Annotated in this window: 21 protein-coding genes; 9 read left to right on the plus strand and 12 right to left on the minus strand. The window is 66.1% G+C overall.

The window, feature by feature from the left end; all coding sequences use genetic code 11:
- Positions 1-53: 53 nt before the first annotated feature.
- The 4 genes from ACVWYS_RS00725 (at position 54) to ACVWYS_RS00740 (ending at position 4,266) form a co-directional block, all read left to right on the plus strand.
- Positions 54-1,127: an ABC transporter ATP-binding protein gene (locus ACVWYS_RS00725; protein ID WP_456508091.1), complete on the plus strand. Its 1,074-nt coding sequence runs from the start codon at positions 54-56 to the stop codon at positions 1,125-1,127.
- A 115-nt stretch (positions 1,128-1,242) separates the two neighbouring features.
- The gene (locus tag ACVWYS_RS00730; protein ID WP_456508092.1) at positions 1,243-2,430 is read left to right on the plus strand and encodes an ABC transporter substrate-binding protein; all 1,188 of its coding nucleotides are present in this window, start codon (positions 1,243-1,245) and stop codon (positions 2,428-2,430) included.
- Positions 2,431-2,501: 71 nt separating this feature from the next.
- The gene (locus tag ACVWYS_RS00735; protein WP_456508093.1) at positions 2,502-3,431 is read left to right on the plus strand and encodes an ABC transporter permease; all 930 of its coding nucleotides are present in this window, start codon (positions 2,502-2,504) and stop codon (positions 3,429-3,431) included.
- A 13-nt stretch (positions 3,432-3,444) separates the two neighbouring features.
- Positions 3,445-4,266: an ABC transporter permease gene (locus ACVWYS_RS00740; protein WP_344365930.1), complete on the plus strand. Its 822-nt coding sequence runs from the start codon at positions 3,445-3,447 to the stop codon at positions 4,264-4,266.
- Positions 4,267-4,283: 17 nt separating this feature from the next.
- Here ACVWYS_RS00740 and ACVWYS_RS00745 read toward each other — a convergent pair whose 3' ends face one another.
- Positions 4,284-4,922, minus strand: coding sequence for a HutD/Ves family protein (locus ACVWYS_RS00745; protein WP_456508094.1), 639 nt, complete (start codon positions 4,920-4,922; stop codon positions 4,284-4,286).
- Positions 4,923-5,038: 116 nt separating this feature from the next.
- On the opposite strand from ACVWYS_RS00745, the gene ACVWYS_RS00750 reads away from it, so the two are divergent.
- Positions 5,039-5,641, plus strand: a complete 603-nt coding sequence (locus ACVWYS_RS00750; protein WP_456508095.1) for a phosphoribosylanthranilate isomerase — start codon at positions 5,039-5,041, stop codon at positions 5,639-5,641.
- Between the two features lie 183 nt (positions 5,642-5,824).
- Here the strand turns inward: ACVWYS_RS00750 and ACVWYS_RS00755 are convergent, their stop codons facing one another.
- From ACVWYS_RS00755 to ACVWYS_RS00790, 8 genes are all read right to left on the minus strand, one after another.
- Positions 5,825-6,292: a hypothetical protein gene (locus tag ACVWYS_RS00755; protein WP_456508096.1), complete on the minus strand. Its 468-nt coding sequence runs from the start codon at positions 6,290-6,292 to the stop codon at positions 5,825-5,827.
- A gap of 335 nt (positions 6,293-6,627) precedes the next feature.
- Positions 6,628-6,807, minus strand: a complete 180-nt coding sequence (locus tag ACVWYS_RS00760; RefSeq protein ID WP_091252766.1) for a hypothetical protein — start codon at positions 6,805-6,807, stop codon at positions 6,628-6,630.
- Positions 6,804-7,181: a hypothetical protein gene (locus ACVWYS_RS00765; protein WP_344365918.1), complete on the minus strand. Its 378-nt coding sequence runs from the start codon at positions 7,179-7,181 to the stop codon at positions 6,804-6,806. Before ACVWYS_RS00765 ends, ACVWYS_RS00760 begins: the two co-directional genes overlap by 4 nt.
- Positions 7,171-9,039 carry a hypothetical protein gene (locus ACVWYS_RS00770; protein WP_344365916.1) on the minus strand — a complete coding sequence of 623 codons (1,869 nt, stop codon included), beginning with the start codon at positions 9,037-9,039 and terminating at the stop codon, positions 7,171-7,173. The genes ACVWYS_RS00765 and ACVWYS_RS00770 overlap by 11 nt, the downstream gene beginning before the upstream one ends.
- 23 nt (positions 9,040-9,062) lie before the next feature.
- Complete coding sequence (locus tag ACVWYS_RS00775; protein ID WP_344365914.1) at positions 9,063-11,156, minus strand: glycosyltransferase; 2,094 nt, start codon at positions 11,154-11,156, stop codon at positions 9,063-9,065.
- 11 nt (positions 11,157-11,167) lie between these two features.
- Positions 11,168-12,268: a hypothetical protein gene (locus ACVWYS_RS00780; protein WP_344365912.1), complete on the minus strand. Its 1,101-nt coding sequence runs from the start codon at positions 12,266-12,268 to the stop codon at positions 11,168-11,170.
- Positions 12,269-12,367: 99 nt separating this feature from the next.
- Complete coding sequence (locus ACVWYS_RS00785) at positions 12,368-13,366, minus strand: glycosyltransferase family 2 protein (protein ID WP_344365909.1); 999 nt, start codon at positions 13,364-13,366, stop codon at positions 12,368-12,370.
- A 1-nt stretch (position 13,367) separates the two neighbouring features.
- A complete protein-coding gene (locus tag ACVWYS_RS00790; RefSeq protein ID WP_456508097.1) occupies positions 13,368-14,228 on the minus strand; it encodes a glycosyltransferase family 2 protein in 861 nt (286 codons plus the stop codon).
- A gap of 259 nt (positions 14,229-14,487) precedes the next feature.
- Between ACVWYS_RS00790 and ACVWYS_RS00795 the strand changes: the two genes are divergently transcribed.
- The gene (locus ACVWYS_RS00795; RefSeq protein WP_456508098.1) at positions 14,488-15,537 is read left to right on the plus strand and encodes a glycoside hydrolase family 16 protein; all 1,050 of its coding nucleotides are present in this window, start codon (positions 14,488-14,490) and stop codon (positions 15,535-15,537) included.
- 73 nt (positions 15,538-15,610) lie between these two features.
- On the opposite strand, the gene ACVWYS_RS00800 is transcribed toward ACVWYS_RS00795, so the two are convergent.
- Positions 15,611-16,717, minus strand: coding sequence for a metallophosphoesterase (locus tag ACVWYS_RS00800; protein WP_456508099.1), 1,107 nt, complete (start codon positions 16,715-16,717; stop codon positions 15,611-15,613).
- Positions 16,718-17,000: 283 nt separating this feature from the next.
- Positions 17,001-18,239 carry an integrase catalytic domain-containing protein gene (locus ACVWYS_RS00805; protein ID WP_456506949.1) on the minus strand — a complete coding sequence of 413 codons (1,239 nt, stop codon included), beginning with the start codon at positions 18,237-18,239 and terminating at the stop codon, positions 17,001-17,003.
- Positions 18,240-18,442: 203 nt separating this feature from the next.
- Between ACVWYS_RS00805 and ACVWYS_RS00810 the strand changes: the two genes are divergently transcribed.
- The 3 genes from ACVWYS_RS00810 to ACVWYS_RS00820 all read left to right on the plus strand — a co-directional run bounded on the left by ACVWYS_RS00810 (position 18,443) and on the right by ACVWYS_RS00820 (position 20,062).
- Positions 18,443-18,997, plus strand: a complete 555-nt coding sequence (locus ACVWYS_RS00810) for a YceI family protein (RefSeq protein WP_456508100.1) — start codon at positions 18,443-18,445, stop codon at positions 18,995-18,997.
- A 102-nt stretch (positions 18,998-19,099) separates the two neighbouring features.
- Positions 19,100-19,516, plus strand: a complete 417-nt coding sequence (locus tag ACVWYS_RS00815; RefSeq protein ID WP_091252775.1) for a YccF domain-containing protein — start codon at positions 19,100-19,102, stop codon at positions 19,514-19,516.
- 72 nt (positions 19,517-19,588) lie between these two features.
- The gene (locus ACVWYS_RS00820) at positions 19,589-20,062 is read left to right on the plus strand and encodes an SRPBCC family protein (protein ID WP_091252778.1); all 474 of its coding nucleotides are present in this window, start codon (positions 19,589-19,591) and stop codon (positions 20,060-20,062) included.
- Positions 20,063-20,130: 68 nt separating this feature from the next.
- On the opposite strand, the gene ACVWYS_RS00825 is transcribed toward ACVWYS_RS00820, so the two are convergent.
- Complete coding sequence (locus tag ACVWYS_RS00825; protein ID WP_456508101.1) at positions 20,131-21,000, minus strand: DUF4031 domain-containing protein; 870 nt, start codon at positions 20,998-21,000, stop codon at positions 20,131-20,133.
- Positions 21,001-21,008: the final 8 nt, after the last annotated feature.

Consider the following 21,008-nt stretch of genomic DNA (forward strand, 5'->3'; position numbering starts at 1 on the left):
GCCGCTGCGTGGCTTTCCCGTGGACGATCCGGCAACGAAGTAAGGCGCACCATATGACCGAAACACTGGCCGCTGGCACCTCCACCGCAACCGACGAGGTTCCGGCGATCCGGCTGCGCAAGCTCACCAAGGTTTTCGGGGATACCGTCGCGGTCAATGCCGTGGACCTGGACATCCGCCACGGGGAGTTCTTCTCCATGCTCGGCCCGTCCGGCTCCGGCAAGACCACGGTGCTGCGGCTGATCGCCGGCTTCGAACTGCCGACCTCCGGCACCATTGAACTCGAGGGCAAGGATGTCACGGCGAAGGCGCCCTTCCAGCGGGACGTCAACACCGTCTTTCAGGACTATGCCCTGTTCCCGCATATGTCCCTCGTGGACAACGTCGCCTACGGGCTGCGGGTGCGCGGCATGCCCGGGAACCAGCGCCGGGAGCGGGCCCGGGAGGCCCTGGATCGCGTCCAGCTGGGGAAGTTCGTCGGCCGCAAACCCGCCCAGCTCTCCGGCGGCCAGCGACAGCGCGTTGCCCTGGCCCGGGCGCTTGTTGTCGAGCCGAAGGTCCTCCTGCTGGACGAGCCGCTCGGTGCCCTGGACCTGAAGCTGCGGCAGCAGATGCAGGTCGAACTCAAGGAATTGCAGCGCTCGCTGGGCATCACCTTCATCTTCGTCACCCACGACCAGGAGGAGGCCCTGACGATGAGCGACAGGATCGGGGTGTTCAACAACGGCAGCATCGAACAGATCGGTACGGCACACGAAATCTATGAGCGCCCCGGCGACATTTTCGTGGCTAATTTCGTCGGCACCTCCAATATTTTCGACGCCGGCCAGGCCCAGTCCGTCTACGGCCGGGCCGAGCCGCTGTGCATCCGGCCCGAGCGGCTGCGCGTCGCCTGGGCCGGGGAACCGGAGCGCCGGGCCGGCGTCACGTCCCGGTCCGGATCGGTGACGTCGTTCGTGTACGTCGGGCACGCCACTCAGGTGCGCGTGCAGCTCGACGGCGGCCCCGCCGTCGTCGCGCTCGTCCCGGAAAAGCTTCCCGGCAGCGACGCCGAGCTGGTGAACCGGCCCGTCACCGTCAGCTGGGACGACGACGCCGTCGTCTGGCTGCCGGCGCACGGCTCCTGACACCGGGCCGCGCCGGGCAGACACCCGGCCGTCCGCGCGGCGTTTCCACCCCGCGGATTTTCAGTCCCAGCGATTTACCCCTACATCGATTCACCCCCATCGAAAGGTAAGGATCATGGCACCAAGAACTAAGGCCTCCCTCGTGGTCGGGGTGGTAGCGGCGGCAGCGCTCGCGCTGTCCGGCTGCGGAACCAGCGGCGGATCGGGTTCCTCCCCGTCGGCACAGCCGACCAAGACCGAGATCGGCACCGGTGAAGGCCAGCTGTCCATCCTCGGATGGCCCGGGTACGTCGAGGACGGCAGCAACGACCCGGCGGTGGACTGGGTGCATCCGTTCGAACAAGAGACCCAGTGCAAGGTCAGCTTCAAGCCCTTCGGAACCTCGGACGAGGCCGTGACGCTCATGCGTACCGGGCAGTACGACGTCATCTCGGCCTCCGGCGACGCCTCGCTGCGCCTGGTCGCCGGCCAGGATGTGCAGCCGGTCAACATGAGCCTGCTGAAAAACTACCCGGACATCTATCCGTTCCTGAAGGACAAAGCCTGGAACACCGTCAACGGTGTGAACTACGGAATGCCCCACGGCTGGGGCGCCAACCTGCTGATGTACTCCACGGACAAGGTCACTCCGGCGCCCACCTCCTGGAGCGCGGTGTTTGACGATGCCGCCAAGAACACCGGCAAGGTCACGGCCTACGATTCGCCCATATACATCGCCGATGCCGCCGTCTACCTCATGGCGCATAAGCCGGAGCTGGGCATCAAGAACCCCTACGCCCTCGACAAGGACCAGCTGGCCGCCGCCGTCGATCTGCTCAAGCAGCAGCGCACGCACATCGGCGAGTACTGGAGCGATGTGGTCAAGGAGGTCCAGGCCTTCACATCAGGGAGCACCGTGGTCGGCACCACCTGGCAGGTGGGGGAGAACATCGCGGTCGCAGGCGGCGCCAAGGTTGCGACCCTCCTTCCGTCTGAGGGTGCCACCGGTTGGTCGGACACCTGGATGATCGGGTCCAAGACCAAGAATCCCAACTGCGCCTACAAGTGGCTGGACTACATCGCCAGTCCCAAAGTGAACGCCCAGGTGGCGGAGTACTTTGGTGAATCTCCTGCCAACGCGAAGGCCTGCGAACAGACCAAGGATCCCAAGCATTGCGAGACCTACCACTCCGGTGATGCAGCCTATGCCGAAAAGATCTGGTACTGGACCACTCCGGTCGCCGAATGCCTCGATGGCCGCAAGGACGTCAAGTGCACCGACTATTCGGAATGGACCAAGTCCTGGACGGAAATCAAGGGCTGACTCCGGCAACGGACCGCACCGCATCCGGAAAAGAACAGCCGGCCCCGACGGCCGGCAGAAACTAAGGCGAGATGGCACAACAGATGCAACAGCGTCCGCCCGGCGCACCCCGTGACGCCGGGGCTGTACCGCGGGCGAAGGCCCACGCGTTCTCGGCGCTGCTTCACCGCTCACCCCGGCTGAGGCTGGCCGCGCTGCTCACAGCCCCGGCAGGGTGGCTGGTGCTGGTCTACATCGCCGCCCTGGCGGCGCTGCTGATCACCGCGTTCTGGACGGTGGACACCTTTACCGGAGAGGTGTCTACCGTCTGGACCACCGAGAACATCGTCACGGTCCTGACCGATCCGGTGTATCAGCGGATCACCCTGCGGACCTTGTGGATCGCCGTGGCGGTCACCGTGATCGACATGATCCTTGCGTTGCCCATCGCGTTCTTCATCGCCAAGGTGGCCAGCGCCCGCTGGGAGAAACTGCTCGTGGTGGCCGTGCTGATGCCCTTGTGGGCCAGCTACCTCGTCAAGGCCTACGCCTGGCGGAATGTCCTGGCCGAGGGCGGGCTGCTGGAGTGGCTGGGGGCTCCGATCGGCCTGTCGTCTCCGGGCTACGGCGAGACCGCCGTCATCGTGACTTTGTCCTACATCTGGCTGCCGTACATGATCCTGCCGATCTACGCGGGCTTTGACCGGGTGTCCGACTCCCTGCTGGAAGCCTCCGGAGACCTGGGCGCGAAGCCGCTGACCACCATGCGCCTTGTGATGCTTCCGCTGCTGGTGCCCTCCATCATCGCGGGCACGATCTTCACGTTTTCCCTGTCGCTGGGGGATTACATCACCGCGCAGATCGTCGGAGGAACCACCCAGATGCTCGGCACCGTGGTGTACGCGAACGTCGGCGCCGCGAACAACCTCCCGTTTGCCGCCGCGGTGTCGCTGGTTCCGATCGCCATCATCATGTTCTACCTCTTCATCGTCCGCCGCACCGGCGCCCTGAACAACCTGTAGCGCGAGGAGCATCATGAGACTTTCCCGTAGCGCCAAGGTGGTCCTGGGCATCGTTTCCGGGCTGGTGCTGTTGTTCATCTACACCCCGCTGATGCTGGTGGTGGTGAACTCGTTCAACGCGGACCGGACGTTCGGCTGGCCGCCGAAGGGCTTCACCCTGGAGTGGTGGGGCAAGGCTTTTGACTCGCCCGGCGTCAGGGATGCCGTCGTGTCCTCCGTGTGGGTGGCGGTGGTGGCAACCATCATCTCGCTGGTGCTGGGGACCCTGCTGGCGATGTCATTGCAGCGTTACAAATTCTTCGGCCGCGACATCATCAGCCTCCTGGTGATCCTGCCGATTGCGCTGCCCGGTGTGGTCACGGGCATTGCCTTGAACAACATGTTCACCACCATCCTGGGCGTGCCGCTGAGCCTGTGGACGGTGGTGATCGCCCACGCGACGTTCTGCATGGTGACCGTGTTCAACAACGTCATTGCGCGGCTCCGGCGAACGAGCGCCGGCCTGGAGGAAGCCTCCGCCGACCTTGGCGCCGGCGTCTTCACCACGTTCGGCCTGGTGACATTCCCCCAATTGCGTTCGGCCCTGCTGGCCGGCGGTCTGCTGGCCTTCGCGCTGAGCTTCGACGAGATCATCGTCACCACGTTCACGATCGGGGCCGGCGAGACCACGTTGCCGATCTGGATCCTGCAGAACCTCTTCCGCCCGAATCAGGCGCCCGTCGTCAACGTCGTGGCCGTCGTGCTGATCGTGGTCTCGATCGTTCCCATCTGGCTCGCGCAGCGGCTCTCGGGGGACTCGGTAGGCGTCAGCGGGGCCCGCGTGAAAGCGGACTAAGGCTTGTCCCTTCCTCGTTAGACCGTCGCGTCGATGGAGACGACCGCCAGGAAGCCGCGGCCCAGGATTTCCGGCGTCGCGGTATCGGAGCCGACGACGGCGTCATAACGGTTCAGCTCGACGGGCACCGTCTCCGTCCCGGGAGCGCCCGCATCGGGCACGAGGCCGCCCGCGGTCCCGGGGCTGACGGTCGCCTGGCCCTGCAGGAGGATCCCGAACTGGCCGGCGAACACCGGATGGGCGCGCTTCTTGGACAGCTCGATGATGGAGGTGTAGCCCTTGAAAGCGCCGTTGCGGGTGATGACGTTCAAATCCCGGATGTCGCCGGTGGGCAGTGCCCCGGCAGAATCCGCGTCGCCAGAGAACCGGAACGGGCGGTACTTCTCGAGCGGGTGCTCGGCACCATCCACGCTCAGGAGCAACAATTCGCCGTCAATGACGGTCAGCACGCGGTCCATCCCGGCGAAGGCCGAGAATGCCCCGGCTTTGGAGACCTCGGCAATGCTGACCCGCCAGTCCCATCCGCTGTCATCCGCTGTGTTTTGCAGGGCGGTTCGCGCGGACGCGGTCCGGGGCTGGCGTGCCAGTTCGCGGGTCACCCCGCCGCCGTTGCGCCAGGGGTGGGCTTTGAGCTCGGCATAACGGATGATCTCCATGGCTCCAGCCTATCGGCCGCCCCGGCCCACTCCGGCTGCGTGCGCTGACGCAAAGTCGGCGCTCGCCGTCCGGTCTTGCTACCGTCAGAGGCAGGAAGCGTGCAAAAGGAGCCCTAATGTTTGTCAAAGTGTGCGGTCTGAGCACCCCGGAGTCGGTCCGCACCGCTACCGAGGCCGGCGCGGACGCGGTCGGCTTCGTCCTGACCCGCAGCCCCCGGGAGGTCACCCCGGATCAGGTCAGGGGCCTGCTCACCCACGTCCCGCCCGGGCTGCCGGCGGTGGGGGTGTTCCGGCACGAACCGGCGGCCGACGCTGTCGCCGCGGCCCGTGAGGCGGGCCTGGCCTGGGTCCAGCTCCACGGCGACCGCTCACCGGCGGACGTCCGGACGGTGCACGACGCCGGGATGAAGCTGATCCGGGCCGTCACCATGGGTGCCGCCCCGGAAGCCTTCGACAACTGGGGCGAGGAGCTGCTCCTGATCGACGCCACCGTCCCCGGCTCCGGCGAGGCCTGGGACTACGGCTCCGTCCGGGCGAAGGCTCTTGGCGGGCGGACATGGCTCCTCGCTGGCGGCCTCGATCCCGCCAACGTGGCCCGGGCGGCGGCGGAGGCCGGTGCCTGGGGCGTCGACGTCTCCTCCGGCGTCGAGTCCGCCCGCGGCGTCAAGGATCTGGCCAAGATCAAGGACTTCGTGCGGGCCGCCAAGTCCGCGGAATAAGGCCGGCCCGCCCCGCACACGCAGCATCGGGCACACAACACAGGCATGCACAACACGGGGCACGCACCACAGCGCACATGCGGGAGAGTGGCAGCCGGGGAGGGTTCCCTGTCTGCCACTCTCCTGGCGGGCTGGCATCAAGCGATGCTCCCGCCGCCTCACCTGTCCGCGTAGGGTCAGTTCCTATGAGCGTTTGATGATGACGTCGTCGATGTACTCGTCGCCCTTCTGCCGGTAGTGCTCGGCGCCCAGCTGAACCTTGCTCAAGCTGCTGCCCAGCATCTTGACGCTCGTGCTGCTGTACCTCTGCACGCCGTCGAACCACACCTGGATGGTTGACGTGCTGCCATTGGCGGTCACCCGCATGCTGACGTGGTGCCAGGCGCTCAAAGTGATGCTCGAGGAAATCAGCTTCGTGTAGACAAAGGTGCCGTCCGGTGCGGTCACGCGCAGCCACAGCTGCCCGTTGCTGTTGTACCGGTAGATGTCCGCAACCCGCGTGGAGCCGGAGAAGAACCGGAAGTACGGAACGTCGTTGCCGGACACGCCGGCAACGGTGATCTTAAACCAGCCGTCTGCGTAGGAGGTCTTCGTCCCGGAGGGAAATGCCGGGGCGGACAAATTTGCCAGCGAACCGGAGTCCGTGGTCACGTGAAGCTTGGCTGAATGAGTGCCGGAATGTGACAGCGAACTGGAAATAGTTGCCGTGCCTGTTCCAGAGACTTGGGGCACGAGCCCGCACCAGCCGCCCGCCTCAAAACTTGTGGCGAGTACAAGGGTGCCGGGGTACGAGTTTGTCGGGGCGGGACTGCAGGTTGCGGCGGTAGCCGCCTGGGCGGAACCGAAAACAAGGGAACCGGCTACGAGCAATCCGAGCGTCCCCACCGTGCTGAGTGCTTTGAGTTTTCTCATTGACGATACTTTCCGTGCTTGGTTCGACTTGTTTGGGTGGGCTTGTGCCTCTGCACCGAGCGGTCCGGCTTCGTTCACGCGAGCTGTGCCAACTGGACCAGCTCCACTACGGCCGAGATGCCGACTACGGCCAGCAAGGCTGCAGTGATGATCTTTACGGCCCTCGGCAGCGCCTGGTCCGGCTTCAATACGCGCAGTACATCGCAGCTCACGAGTGCCGCCACTGTGGCCAGTCCGATCACGACGATGATCATTTTGCACGCACCAGGACGCGCTTTGGCCTCTTGAGCTCGATGCCCAGGAAGGCGAGGGTCAGGATCGACAGGATGCAGACTCCTGCCGGAGGTGACCAGAGCCGTGCATAGATCATCGCCGTCGCCACGAGGGTGGACATCGTGAGGCTGAAGGCAATTGCGATGGCGATGCTGAGGGGAAGCGCGCCAGTAGCCTGGGCTGAGCGCGGGGGGTCGAAGCGGAGCAGCAGCACCAGCGCTGTCCCGGGACCGGCCAGCATCAACAGGCCAATCACCGCCAGGCGCAGCCCCTCGGGGCCGACGAACGAGAGCGGTATGGCGGCCACGGCGACGGCTGCCGTCGCGTAGCTCACGTAGCTGCGTTCACTTGGCATTGCTAACTCCTTCGATGTGAAAAATCACGCCGCCGGCGTTCTCGTAAACCTTCGTCCAGCCCGGAGTGGTGGCGCAGGTGGCGACAAAACGTTGAAGATCGCCCGCGGGAGTGGAGCCGCGAAGATCGGCGGCCTCCTGCTGGCTTTCGGTCACGATGAGGTACGCGCCCGCTTTGCGGGCGATTTGGCTTGCCGCGTCGCAGGTAAGCGGCGCCGCGTTGGGGACGGGCTCGGCAGCAACGAGCGCCCGGTAGTCATAATCCGCGTAGTGCTGGAATCTCCACGGGGTGTTGCGAACTGCCTCGATGAGGATGGAGCCGGTGGGCGCCATCGAATAGAGGCGGTTCACTACAGCGATTTCATCGTTATTGAAGCTCTCCATGCTGTCATTTCCGTAGCGGGAAACGACTGTGGATGTTGCCAGCACTGCGCCCATGAGCAGCAGACCGATGGCTCGCCGCATGCCCAGCCCGGCGGACTTGTCCGACATCAGCGGCAGCACCACCAGGCACACGGCAAACGGCAGGCTGAACAGATACAGGCGCAGGAGCAATTCGCCGCCATACGGCTGGAGAGGAATCAACACCAGCGGCGCAAGGGCCCCGGCCGCTGCCGTCAGCCACGGCGCCTTCCGCCGGTAGCCCACAAAGGCCCCGACAGCGGCAAGAATCCAGACCAGCGCAACCTCGGCCATGCGCGTATACACGACGAACACGTGGGCATCACTGCCTGAGACCCTGGTACTCAGCGCACCGAAGCTGTTCGCACCGATGTCACCGAGCGAGCCGAACAGTTGGCCGAAGTGCCCCTGCAGGAAGGCTGACGCCGCAAAGAGCAGCCAGCCGACCGGTAGGACCACGGCAAGAACCGGCAGGAAGCGCAACCGGAGACGGCCGGTCAGGAGCATTGCGGCCAGGATGGGGATCACGGCAAAGGGGGTGAGCTGATGTGAAGCCGTCATGGCGAGCAGGATCAGCCCGCAGACCACAACGAGCACTGCCGTGTCCGTCCGGGGCGGTTCCATGATGCCCTGCCGGGGGACCGCGCCGTCCAGCTTGCTGACATTGCGGGAAAGCCATCGCGAGAGCCGGGTGCGTTCCGTGGGCCACGCCCACCCGCCAAAGACGCTCAGCAGGCAGGCAATCAGGGTGAGCAGGAGGAAGAACGAATAGGCCTGTGGCGACAGATAGTCTTGTCCAATCCAGCTGGCCAGGTAGAAGATCCAGACGGCCGCCCACGCCTGGCGCGGATTTGCCGTCAACCGCCGGGCCAGGGCCAGCAACGGTGCCAGCATGAGGATGTTGATCCCCACCGGCGCCCACGTTGCGATACCCATAAGGTCCTTGGCTCCCGACGCTCCGGAGAGCATTCCCAGAAGGTTGAAGAATCCGGGCCAGTTGAAGTACGCGTCCAGGCTGGGATCCAGCTGACCCGTTTGGGCAATGTTGTCGGCAATGCCTAGATGGCGGAAGCTCGCCTCAAGCCGGGGCAAGCCGTGGATGACGGGATCGGCACCATTCAGGACTACCGCCGTGACCAGAAGTTGCCAGGTCAAGAGCGCCGGAACGAGGCGGCGGAGGCTCAGCGAGGCGACGAATCCGACCAGGCTGAGTGCGAGTGCGACAAAATAGGCTGGCGGGAGGACGTCGATGAGTCCGGCCCCGCCGATCCTCAGGGGGTCGACCTGCGTCATGCTCCAGACGCCGAGGACGAGGGCGACCGCGGCCACCGCAGCCAGAGCGCCGACATGCCACGTCGGAGTCAGGCCGAGGTTACGGTGGGTGGGCGGTTTGGCACCGCCGTCCCGGAGTCGCGCATCATGCCGGTGGGGGGTGCGCACAGGGGGGCTTGCTGCCATTTCGTGTGTCATGATTTCTCGATTCAGGTCGGCTGGTGGCGCGCCGCTGAAGGAATCTCGCCTGCGGTGGCGGCGGGCTTCACTCGGGTCAGGGTGACCAGACGCCGAGCAGCGATCACTGACGCTGTCGCCTGGGCGACGGCCCAGAGCACGGAGACGCCGGTGAGGCCGTAGTTGACGGCCACGGCCGCGGCGGGAGCCACGACCAGGACGGCGGCCAGAGTGGCGACCACTGTGGCTTCGAAGAGTCGCCCTTGGGCCCGGCAGAGCCCGTAGTAGACCTGCGTAACGCAGCTCAGGAGAAGTGCCGGAACGAGTACGGGAAGAAGGACCCACGCGGACGCATACTGCGGTCCGAGGAAGCTCAGGAGCAGGGGCCCGGCAACAACCAGGATCAAGCCGGCTACGAGAGTCAAGACCAGGCTGGCCCGGAGCGCTGAGGCGACGAGGCCCGGCCGCGCCCGCGTTCCCGCGAGGGCCGTCTGCAGGGTGAAGCCGGCTGACTGCGGGACGAAGAACACGGCGGAGGCCATCATCCACACTATGTACCAGGCCGCAGTGGAGGAGGGGCCAAGGGTGGATGCGACGATGAGCGGAAGCACGTAGCCGGGCGCCCGGTCGGCGAGCATGAGGGCGTGGTTGGGAAGCCCCGGTTTCAGGAGTTTCAGGGCCGGTCCGGCCCGGAGACCATGCCTCCAGTCCGGGGATACCTTGGCACGGGCAAGCTGGCGAAACCCCACGAGGACGCTGGCCAGCGCACCGGCCGCAACGGCGCCGACAACGACGGACAGGTCCCGGATTCCGACGGCGAACCCGGCCGCCAGGAAGGCCAGCTGCACAAGGCTCTGCACCAGGCTTCGGACCAGGGTTCGGTCGGCGCGTTGCTGGGCCACGCCCACATGATCCAGCTGGTACGCGCTGGCGGCCAGGAGCGCCGTGGCCAGGAACAGGACCGTGACCACGGGATCGTTCCAGGCCTCGCCCACGCCCGAGCCGAGCCACCGCGTGACCACGACCAGCAGGCCCGCGCCAAACAGGGAAGACGTAGCGACGGTGAGCAGGCTTGTGGCGACGAGGCGCCGGCCGCCGTCAGCTTCCGTCGGCAGCAGGGTCAGCGTGGCGGGGCCGACGCCGAGCATCCCCAGCTGAACGGTGAGGAGGGCGGCGGACACCACCGCGGATCCCAGACCTATTTGCTCCGGGGGAAGGACGAGGGCCGCCAGCGCCCAGAACAAAAAACCCGTGACCATCGGCGCAATCCGCGCGGCGGCAAGCCAGGCCGCGTTCCCTCCAACCGAGATGGGCTTATGGGCCGGGCGCAGGATCTCCCCAAACATGGCTCGGTAGTTGTAGAGGAGGAACCCCATCCAGTACGGCAGGAAGCGGGGAGCCTTGAAGAGGGACAGGCCCACGCCGCGCACTGTGGCCAGCAGGGGCAGCATCGCCATCCAGCCGGCACGGCCCGGATGCTTTCGGACGGTTCGGGCCATCCCGGCCCCGTCCTGGAGCCACTGGTCGCGGGCGTAGTCAAACGTGTCATCGAACCGGTGCCTGACCACGACGGAATCGGAAACGCCAAGCCGGTACCCTGCCTGCTCCAGGCGGATCCTGAGCTCCACATCTTCCCCGGAACGGAATTCGTCGTCGAACCCGACCGAAAGCAGCACGTCCCGGCGCATCAGTGTGGCGCTCACGCCGAACCAGCTGCGCACCCGGCTGTGGTTGTGGTGCCAGGCCAGCGCCGCCCCCCAATACCCGGGGCCGTCGGCTTCGCTGGCCAGACCGAACTGCAGGCCGTCGTAGCCGCCGGACTCGAATTCGTCGAGCAGCCGGCGCAGGCTGTCCGGCGGCAGGACGACGTCGGCGTCGATCAGGGCGACTACCTCACCAGTGGCGGTTCGGGCTCCGAGCATGCGCGCGGCCGGCAGGCCGCGACCTTCGTCGGAGATGACGGTTGCCCCGCACTCGCGGGCGATTGCGGCGGTGTCATCCGTCGAACAGCCGTCGACGACGATCATCTCGTGCGGATGTTGGCTGCGGATTGACTCGAGGCACTCGCGCAGCCAGGCTGCGGCATTGCGCGCCGGAACCACGACCGACACCTTCAGATCGCTCACCTGGACTCGCCTCACTCATCCAGTTTTGAGCGGACCAGGTTCGCGATGTAGTCAGAGGCCTGGTCCGCGGACCAGGCGGCGGGCAGCCGGAGCAGCCAGCAGGGAACGTCCTCCAGGGCCCGTCGCACCACGGCCGCTTTTTGGCCGAAATGATCCTCCAACGGGACGAGGCTGGTGGCACCGAGGGCCTCGACGAGCCGCCGCGACACCATGGGCAGTTCCGAATGGAAGTTGCCGACGATCCGGGACGTCATCCACTCGGCGCTTCGTGCTTCCAGCCGTGCGTCCGCGCCGTCAAAGCGTTCAAGGAAGATGGCGAGCTGGGTCGGCGCCGCGGAGGAGATCCGTTGCGCTCCGAAGACATGCTCCGGCTGCACCATGCGGTGTTCGGGGGACCATCGCCGCGTGAAGGCGGCCGTTTTCGGATAGCGGACAATGACCGGGTGGACTGCCGTGGCCAGGTGGGCCACTGGTTTTGTCATCCATCCGGGGGCCAGGGGCTTGCGGGTCCCCCGGAACATGTCCGGGTAGATGGCACGGTGGTGGGGTTTGATGAACATCGGTTTGGCGTAGCCCATGAGCATTCCGCCGGCGCCCATGAAGGCCCAGTCGTCGGCCATGAACCGCACATCGGGCATGGCGACCAGCTTCGCCACCGTGCTGGTCTTTCCGACGCCGCCCCAGGCCGGCAGGAGAACTCCGGAACCGCGGAAGTCCACCACCGCGGCATGGATCATCGCCGTCTCCTCCTGAACGCACAGGCGGTCCAGCAAGGGGATAACAGAGGTCAGGAGTTCACCGGCGCCTTCGACCCGGTAACCGTCTTTCGTCTCGATGATCTGGACGTGGTCTGCCGGGATGTAGAGGGAGTCTCCGGTGAAACGGTAGGCATCCTCCGCGTGCGACTGGCTGGAAATCGGCGATATCTGTCCGCCGACGGTTATCCGCCGTGGCGCACTGGAATCCCCCAGGAACGGGGCGAACATATCCCGCAGTTGCGGTTCACCCGGAGTCCCGGCCTCCACATCTATGCCTACGATCCCGTGGACGTCGAAGGAGGCTCCTGCAGACGCACTAATCGGCTGTTTCACGTCGCGTTCAGACTGGCTCATGATCCAAGCTTTCTGGGGTCGGGGTCCTGCGGTCAGGTGGTTCAGGGTGCAGATGATGCACCGGGCGGTGTAAGGGGACGGATGCGTCATCTGCTCGTGTCACTGGACTTCCCTCCAGGCATCTTCCGCCGACACCGGGGCCGGTTTCAGCGGGACGGGTGCGGCAGGCAGGCGGCGCCCGCGTACATAGCCGCTCGCGGTGGCCGCGAGGACGGCGATGATGACGGCCGCTCTGCCGAGTCCGGCCGGGTCTTCGCCGCGCAGCCAGCCGCGGATTCCGGCAAACACCGCCCGGGGCAGGACCTGCCGCACGTAGCGCCGTTCGGGGCCTAGTGCCCGCTTGTGGCCGACCACCCTGCTGACCTGCGCTTTGGAGATCCCTTCGGACCAGGAGCGTGCCAGCATGTAGCGCAGGGTGCCGCGCGGGGCAGGGACGTGGTGGTGCACCAGGGCCGCGGGTTCATAGACCACCCGGGAGCCGGGAGCGCCGATTACGGCGCGGATGCATAGCTCGGTTTCTTCGCAGCCCAGCGGGGTGGCGTCCTGGCGTCCCAAAGCTGTGTTGAATCCTCCGACTCGGCCCAGGACATCGGCTCGGAAGGACATGTTCGCGCCAATGACGTTGCGGACCTCGGCGGCGACTTTAGGCATTCCCCGGTACGTGCACCCGACAATCCAGTCGAGCTCGTTGGCGAAGTGGCCCGGCCGCCCTGCTTCCCAGAGCGGTTCCACCCGGCCGCCCACGGCCAGGACGTCGGGGTCGTCGTAGAGGGCGACGAGCCGCTCGATCCAATCCGGCGCGGCCTCGGCGTCGTCGTCGAGGAAAGCCACGATCTCTGCCTTGGCAACGGAGGTTCCGGTGTTTCGTGCGCCCGAGAGGCCCTTGGGGCCGCTATTTTCGACAATTACCGCGTCCGGGACGGTGAAGATCAGCCGCTTGTACAGGTCCACGTTGTAATCGACGACGACGATCGTCTGCTTGGGCGGGACGGTCTGGGTGCGCACCGAGTCCAGGGCGCCCATCAGCATGTCCCACCGGTCCTCGGAATAGGAGCAAATCACCACAGATACTGCCGGCAAGGCTGAATGCTCGGACATCTTATTCACCTGCCCTTATGCCCAGAACGCTGCTGGGATCGGTGGGGACGTGTGGGAACACCACACTGGGGTACTTGTACTTGACCCTCCGCAGGGCCTCGGGGCGGGCTCCGGCGGTGGGAGCCTCCCAGCTCACGCGCTCGCGGGCAAGGGTGCGCAGAACCCGCCAGCCGTCCCGGAAGGTGTGCAGGTTCGACTGTCCCGAGATGCGCGATAACTCGTGGCTGGGGACCTCGGCAATGCGCAGGCCGGCCCGTGACGCCCTCACAATCAGTTCCGTCTCGATCTCGAAGCCGTCCGACTCCAGCTCCAGAATGTCAACGCATTCGCGGCGGAGGGCGATGTAACCGTAGCAAAGGTCCGAGTAGTCGCTGTGGAGAACGGCATTGGCCAGCCCGGTGAGCAACTTGTTTCCCCCGCTGCGCAGCCACGTGAGATCGTCTGAGCCGCCGCCCGTCACATAGCGTGAGCCTTTCACGAAGTCGTATTCGTGCTGGAGTGGAGTCACCAGCCAGCCGATCTCCTGGGGGTCCATGCTGCCGTCGCCGTCAAGCATGACGATGATGTCGCCGGAAGCCGCGGCAAAGCCGGCCCGCACCGCGTTGCCTTTGCCCGGGCGGGGTTCGGCCACCACCACGACGTCCAGACGTAAGGCCCGCGCGACGTCGACTGTGGCGTCCAGGGAACGGCCGTCAACGATTACCACCTCATCCACGTAGGAGGGCATTCGCCGGAGCACCCACGGCAGGTTCATTGCCTCATTCAGAGTGGGAATGACCACACTGACGGAGGGATTTGCCGGAGGGGGCGTCGTTTGGGGGCGCGCGTTCGGCTTGAGATTCGGGATGGACACTGGCCTCACCACTCAATGACGTGTTTCTGCTCGCCTCAACTGCAGCGCTTCCCGGCCGCTCAATCCGGAAACTAGACCCAACGCTGACGCTTACAGTTGCCGACAACTTAGTAAATTACCCCAGGGTTAAAGTCTGGTCACGGCACCTTGCATTAACCTTGGATTAACTTGATGATTCAACTAAAATGGTCGGGAAACGGTTGATGGACCGAGGCCTCCATGCGAGACTGGCCGGATGCGGACATACGTGCGTAGGGGGCGCGTGCCGATGAATCGCCGTCTCCCCCTCGCTTCCCGGGTCGTGCTGTTTCCCGCCATGGTTCTTGCCTCCGCCCTGGCGCTGGCCGGGTGCGGCTCCGATGCCGCTCCCCGCGGTGAGCGGCCGCTGTTCACGTCTGTTTCACCCTCGCCGGCCGCTCCGTCAGCCGCCCAACCCACCGGGTCCCCGTCCACCGGCTCCCAGCCGGGGGTCCCGACCGGGTCTGCCGAAGGCGGGGCCGCGACTGAGCCGGCTCCGGCGGCGGCCAGCCAGTCCGCTCCCGGGGCGGGAACCGGCCAGCCACCGCTCCCGGCCCGGACCACGGATGTGTCGATGACGGCCAATCTGCCAGGCTGGAAGCAAGTGTTTGTCGAGGACTTCTCCGCTGGCGACGTCCCGCTGGGCGGCTTCCCCGGCCCCCTCTACAGCGCACGATGGAGCGCCGGCTACAAGGACGGGACCCCGGACACTGCCGGGCAGAAAAACCCTGGAAAAACCGGCTACTACCCGTCGAAAGTCCTCAGCGTCCGCAACGGCTCGCTGGACTGGTACCTGCACACGGAAAACGGGATCACGATGGGGGCGGCGCCGATGCCCAAGATCCCAAACGCCAGCTCCAATCCGCCGCGGGCCAACAGTCTCCTCTACGGCCGGTATTCGGTCCGCTACCGGGCTGACGCGCTGCCGGGCTTTAAGACGGCCTGGCTTCTGTGGCCGGATAGCGGCGTCTGGCCTCGGGACGGCGAGGTGGACTTCCCGGAAGGGGACCTCGCCAAAATCATTTACGGCGCCGTACATTACGACCGCAACGGCGCGGACGCCTTCGATAAGCTGGATTCGGACCAATCCGTCACATCCTGGCATGTGGCCACCATGGAATGGAGCCCCGGTCGGATCGAGTTCTTCCTGGACGGACGGTCCTTGGGCGTCAGCACCAACGCGCCGACGACACCCATGCACCTGATCCTGCAGACCGAGTCCTGTCTGACCGGCTGCCCTGCCCCGGAGGCCCAGGGCCACGTGTCCCTCGACTGGATCAGCGTCTGGGTGCCGGCCTGATTTTCACGGCTCTACCGGATCGTGCAGGGGCCGTGCAGCGGCCGTAACCCGAAGCGCGCCCGGCGCCGGGCTTTCATCTGCGGCGGAGGGTGAAGGAATCCGTGAAGGTGTATCCCTCGGCCGGAACGAAGCGGGCCGCCAGTTGGTCCGCCGTCGCCGTGACATCGAGTGTCCCGAAGGCCGGATCCCGGTTCTTTCCGGACGTGCTGGCGAAGTAGCCCATTTCCGGGTCATCGGATTTCACGTTGTAGAGTCCGACGCCGCCCACTCCCACCGTGGCGAACACGGTTCCGGAGCCCTGGTTCATGGAGTTGCCGGTATCGGCCAGGCAACCGGAGGTGAAGGTGGCGGGAACGAGTTCCGCGCAGTCCCCGCCCCTGGCCAGCTGGTGGGTCCGCTGATAGATGTGGTCGTGGCCGGACAGGACGAGGTCCACTTTCTTATCGATCAGCATGTTCGTGAAGTCCTTTCCCGCCTGGCAGTCATAGTTGCCGACGCTCAGGCAGGGGGTGTGCATGCCCACCACCGTCCACGGGATGTTCTGCGATTTGGCTCCGTCGATCGCGTCGGCGGTCCAGCGCCAGCGTTCGCTGTCCCTTGAGTAGTCCAGCGGCTCCCCGCCCCGGAAATCGATGCCGGGGGAGACCATAATGAAGCGGACCACGGGATTCTGCTCGGGAACATCGACGCGCCATTGCGTCCCGTATTCGCCCTGGAGGCCGGGCAGCCTGTTGGGCAGGCACTGGACAAATTTCTCGATGTCGCCCTCGTGGCCGTCGCTCTCGTGGTTCCCTGTCACCAGTTGGTAGGGAAAGTCCCCGCCGAGGCGTGCGGTGACCATGTCGCAGAACTGCTGTTCGATGCCGGCTTTGTACGTGAAGTCGCCGAGGGCGAGGTTCAGTTGGGGGCGGAGGCCGGCAACGACGTCGAGCACTTTCTTGGCGCCTGAACTGACGCCGATATCGCCTTGGACGGTGAAGTGCACGGCTTCGCCGGACGACGGCGCGGGACCCGACGTCGGCGTGCCCGGTGCCGGTGCCGAACCCGACGACGGCGTGCCGGTGCTTGGGCGCGGTGCGGGTTCCGGCGGCACGGGCTGGCAGGCGGAAAGCAGCAGGCTCAGGATCAGCAGGCAAGCGCTCAGACCGGCCTTGCCACGTTTCCCCAGGGACCTGGCCACGATTCCTCACATCACTCGGTTAATCAGGACTGTGTTAGTCAGCGCTGCGTTGGTCAGCACTGTGCGAATAGTTCCGCGAAATTGGGTGATTGCCCGGCGTTTATAGGCCAGAGTAACCCGGCCGTGGAGTGAAGGCCAGAGACCGCGTTGGCGCCAGGCCGGGGAATCAGGTGCCGTCCCGGTCGTCCGATCAGGCGCTGTCACGGGCGCTGTCACAGGCGCCGGAAGTCCGGAATCCGCACGCCCGGCGTCAAGTGCCTGCGGGACCCCCTGTTGCCTCACGTCAATAGGTCCGGGAGGGTTGATTCGTTGCCTCACGTGAAAAGGTCCGGTTCAGGGGCGGGTTGAACGAGGTGTTGACTTTGTAGTTGCGGGGTGCGGCTTTGGCTTGGGCGAGGGTTTCGAGTTCACCTGTCAGTCCCAGGATCTGCCGGGACAACACCGCGGGTTTTAGGCGTTTGAACTGGGCGTTCATGGTGATGACGGGGCGTTTGCGGGTGTCCGGGTGGCGGGCGGCGCGCTGGTGCGGGGTGAGCGCGGCATCATGTTTCTTGATGACTTTCGCGCCGTGGCGTTCCTTGGACACCAGCTTCTGCTGCGGGAGCAGATAGTTCGTGAACAGCCCGTCAAGCTCCCAGATCTCGTTGAGCTTCTCCAGTTCCGCGGCGGTGTCATAGCGGTAGTAGCCGACCAGCTCCCGGACCCTGGCCCAGTTCTTTTGTTCCACGTGGGCGCCATCGTTCTTGTTCCCCGGACGGGACCGGGTAAAGGTGATCCGGTGCTCCTGGCAGTAGGCGAAGAGGTAGTCGTTGATGAATTCGGTGCCGTTGTCCGAGTCGATCCCCACGATCGGGAACGGGAACCGTGCCAGCGCGTACTTCAGGGCCGCGAACACCCATTTCTGCGCCTTGTTCGGCACGGACCGGTTCACGGTCCATCCCGTGGCGATATCCGTGACCGTCAGCGTGAAGCAGAACTGCCCGGAGGCCACCCCGCCCTCGTGCCCCACCAGGTCGATCTCCACGAACCCGGGCACCGCATCGTCCCAGTCCGCCCAGGTCCGGACCGGGATCTGGGACTTCAGCAGCGATCCGGGCTTGGTGTGGGAACGGCCCCGCAGCACCAGCTTCTTCCGTTCCGGGGCCAGCCGGCGGTCAATCGTTGCCGCGCTCATCCGCATCAGCAGCTCCGCCTCCTCATCCGAGAGCATCAGTTCCCCGTCCCGGCGCAGCAACGGCACCAGCACCGGCAGCATCGGGGCCAGACGTTTGCCGGCCGGAGCGCGCAGCACCGCCCAGCACACCACCAGAGCCTCGACGACCCGCGGACCATACACCGGCGGCCTCGGCTCCCGGGCCCGCACCGGCCGCAGCTGAAGCGCCTGCCGCAGGGCCCGGCGCGCATAGTCCCGGTTCCAGCCCGTGAGCTCCACCAGCTCATCGAGGATCCGGACCTTCTCCGGCCGGCCGGCCCGGGCATACGCCCTGGCCTTGATCACCGTGACAGCCTTCCGCTGGCTCATCGTCAGTCCCATCCCTCAAGGATGTCCACGGCCCCGTCGTTCCCGGACCTTTTCAGATGAGGCAACGTACCCGGCTCCACGGACCTTTTCCATGAGTCAACGCGGACCCTAGCCCGGGAGGGGGTTCCTCGTTAGCATGCAGGGTGGGGGAATACCCCGATCGCTCTGGCGGGACAGGCCCGCCCCGCTCGAAGGAGACCGTTGTGACGCTGCCCGAAGGTTTGACCCCCGGAGTGTGGACACTGGACATGTCCCACAGCGAAGTCGGTTTTAGCGTCCGCCATGCGGGCATCAGCAAGGTCCGCGGCCGCTTTAACGAGGCCTCCGCGGAGGCCCGGGTGCGCGATTCCTTGGCCGACGCGAGCCTGCACGCCACGGTCAAGACCGCGAGCTTCGATTCGGGGGACGCCAACCGCGACAACCACGTCCGCGGCGCCGACTTCTTCGACGTCGAGAAGTACCCCGAAATGACCTTCCGGGCCACCGGGATCCGGGGCGACGGGGAGGACTATGTGCTGACCGGAGACCTGACGATCCGCGATGTCACCAAACCCGTGGATCTGGAAGTCGAGTTCACCGGGGTCGCGGTGGACCCGTTCGGCGCCACCCGGGCCGGCTTCAGCGCAGAGGCGGACATCAGCCGCAAGGAATTTGGCCTGACCTGGAACGCCGCCCTGGAAGCCGGTGGACTGCTGGTCAGCGACAAGGTCAAGATCAGTGTTGAAGCCGCCATGGTCAAGCAGGCCGACGCCTCATAACCGGTCAGCCGGAAGCGGTACCTGGGGGTCGGCTCCGAAGCCAGGGATTATTCCGGGCCACCCCTCAGGCCGAATGTCACTCCCACGGGCGAGAATAGATCCATGAAGACACTTCTGAACATCATCTGGCTGCTCTTTGGCGGCCTGTGGCTGGCCCTCGGATACTTCTTTGCCGGAATCGTTTGCTGTCTGCTGGTTGTCACCATTCCGTGGGGCATCGCCTCGTTCCGCATCGCGTCCTATGCGTTGTGGCCGTTCGGCCGCATGGTGGTGGACAAGCCCGGCGGACACGGCGCGTTTGCCCTGCTGGGCAATGTCATCTGGCTGCTGGTGGCGGGCATCTGGATCGCGATCGGGCACGTTGTCACGGCCTTTGCCATGGCCATCACGATTATTGGCATCCCTCTGGCGATCGCCAACCTCAAACTCATCCCGGTCTCGCTGATGCCCCTGGGCAAGCAGATCGTCCCGAGCAACACGCCCTATGTGACGGCCTACAGCCACGACCGCCGCTACTAGGGCGGCGGCGCAGCCGGCGGAACCTGGGGGACACTTCCGCCACCGGATCCACGGAAATCGAGGGAGAGGATCATGAGCGAACTGGCGTCCGGGGACACAGACCTCATGCTGGTGATTGTCCGCGAGTTCAGGGCTCCGATCCGGGTAGTCTGGTCCGCGCTGACGGACCCGGACCAGGCTCCGGAGTGGTGGGGCCCGCGCGGCTTCCACGTCCCGCGCGAGAGCATCGACGCAGACTTCGAAGTCGGCGGCCTGTACCGCGCCTGCATGATCCAGGACAGTACCGGGCAGGAATTCTGGTGGAGCGGGGTGCATACGGATATCGAGCCGCCGCAGCTGTTTGTGTTCACCCATGCCTGGGACAAGCCGGACGGCACCCGAGGCTTCGAAACCGAGGTAACCATCCAGCTGGACGAGATCGACGGCGGCACCCAAATGACGTTCACCCAGGGCCCGTTCGACTCCGCGGCCAGCCGCGACCGCCACGGCGAAGGGTGGCGGGAGTCGTTCGACCGGCTGGCGAATCACCTCAGCGTGGCCGCCTAAGCCTCACCACTGAGCGCAGCCACGCGACCCTACGGGCGGCGGTTGCCGCTGCGCCGCGGGTACGCCGTTCACCCGAGTTCGCCCTGCAGGTTTCGGCGGGCAGCCTCCAGCCACAGCCCGCGCCCGCGGTCAGTGTGAAACAGCGGATCAAGCTGGAGGAGTTGGCGGACGACGGCGGCGCGGCCGGCCGCGAAGTCGGCGTCGCCGATGTGGGCGAAGTCTTCCCTGACGGCGGCCAGATAGCGGGCGTAGGCCTCCGGTTCCCCGCCGAGGACGGAGAGATCGGCGTCGCTAAGCAGGGCGCCGGCGTCGTCGCCCGGCTCCGGACGGTGGTCCGCAGTCAGCAGCACCAGTCGCGCCACCTCATCCACTTCGTCTGCCGGGAGGCCGGCGTGCCCGAGCCGGTCTTCGGCCAGCCGCGCCGATTCTTCCTCATCCTGGCCCGCGACGCCGCGGTACACGGCATCGTGGAACCACGCGGCCAGCACCACGGCCCGTGGCGGACCGGCCGGGTCGCAGAGCAGGTCCAGAGCCTCCAGCACGGCCAGCAGGTGGGTGCGGCCGTGGTATTTCCGGTGCTCCTCGCCCCAGCGGTCCAACAGGTCCAGGAACAGGGCGTCGTGGCCCGGCAGTACCTCGTTCCAGCGGTTCAGGAGCGGCACCCGGAGGGACTTTCCGCGCCGGCGGGCAGGAATCCGCAACCCGCTGGCAACCAGTTTCCGGACCAGGACCCGGCCCTCCACGGGGACAGCGCCGGCCGCCACCAGGGCCTCGTACCGGGCCTCGGCGACGTCATAGTGGTCGCCGTCGAACGCCCGCCCGGGAATGCCAGCGGCCGCGGCGAAGGCGTGCAGCTCCTCAAGCGAGGTGTCCGACACGAGGTGGGAAAAGCGGGTTCCGTGGGCAGGCCAAAGCGGCGGATCGACGTAGACGGCCATGGAGGCAG

It is taken from the genome of Arthrobacter sp. TE12231 (assembly GCF_054062895.1).

Coding starts and splice junctions, on each gene's coding strand:
- ACVWYS_RS00745 (WP_456508094.1), bottom strand. CDS start 4,922: ATGGAGATCATCCGTTATGCCGAGCTCAAAGCCCACCCCTGGCGCAAC.
- ACVWYS_RS00760 (WP_091252766.1), bottom strand. CDS start 6,807: ATGATCATCGTCGTGATCGGACTGGCCACAGTGGCGGCACTCGTGAGC.
- ACVWYS_RS00770 (WP_344365916.1), bottom strand. CDS start 9,039: ATGGCAGCAAGCCCCCCTGTGCGCACCCCCCACCGGCATGATGCGCGA.
- ACVWYS_RS00750 (WP_456508095.1), top strand. CDS start 5,039: ATGTTTGTCAAAGTGTGCGGTCTGAGCACCCCGGAGTCGGTCCGCACC.
- ACVWYS_RS00735 (WP_456508093.1), top strand. CDS start 2,502: ATGGCACAACAGATGCAACAGCGTCCGCCCGGCGCACCCCGTGACGCC.
- ACVWYS_RS00725 (WP_456508091.1), top strand. CDS start 54: ATGACCGAAACACTGGCCGCTGGCACCTCCACCGCAACCGACGAGGTT.
- ACVWYS_RS00820 (WP_091252778.1), top strand. CDS start 19,589: ATGAGCGAACTGGCGTCCGGGGACACAGACCTCATGCTGGTGATTGTC.
- ACVWYS_RS00805 (WP_456506949.1), bottom strand. CDS start 18,239: ATGAGCCAGCGGAAGGCTGTCACGGTGATCAAGGCCAGGGCGTATGCC.
- ACVWYS_RS00730 (WP_456508092.1), top strand. CDS start 1,243: ATGGCACCAAGAACTAAGGCCTCCCTCGTGGTCGGGGTGGTAGCGGCG.
- ACVWYS_RS00825 (WP_456508101.1), bottom strand. CDS start 21,000: ATGGCCGTCTACGTCGATCCGCCGCTTTGGCCTGCCCACGGAACCCGC.
- ACVWYS_RS00780 (WP_344365912.1), bottom strand. CDS start 12,268: ATGAGCCAGTCTGAACGCGACGTGAAACAGCCGATTAGTGCGTCTGCA.
- ACVWYS_RS00740 (WP_344365930.1), top strand. CDS start 3,445: ATGAGACTTTCCCGTAGCGCCAAGGTGGTCCTGGGCATCGTTTCCGGG.
- ACVWYS_RS00785 (WP_344365909.1), bottom strand. CDS start 13,366: ATGTCCGAGCATTCAGCCTTGCCGGCAGTATCTGTGGTGATTTGCTCC.
- ACVWYS_RS00795 (WP_456508098.1), top strand. CDS start 14,488: ATGAATCGCCGTCTCCCCCTCGCTTCCCGGGTCGTGCTGTTTCCCGCC.
- ACVWYS_RS00765 (WP_344365918.1), bottom strand. CDS start 7,181: ATGCCAAGTGAACGCAGCTACGTGAGCTACGCGACGGCAGCCGTCGCC.
- ACVWYS_RS00815 (WP_091252775.1), top strand. CDS start 19,100: ATGAAGACACTTCTGAACATCATCTGGCTGCTCTTTGGCGGCCTGTGG.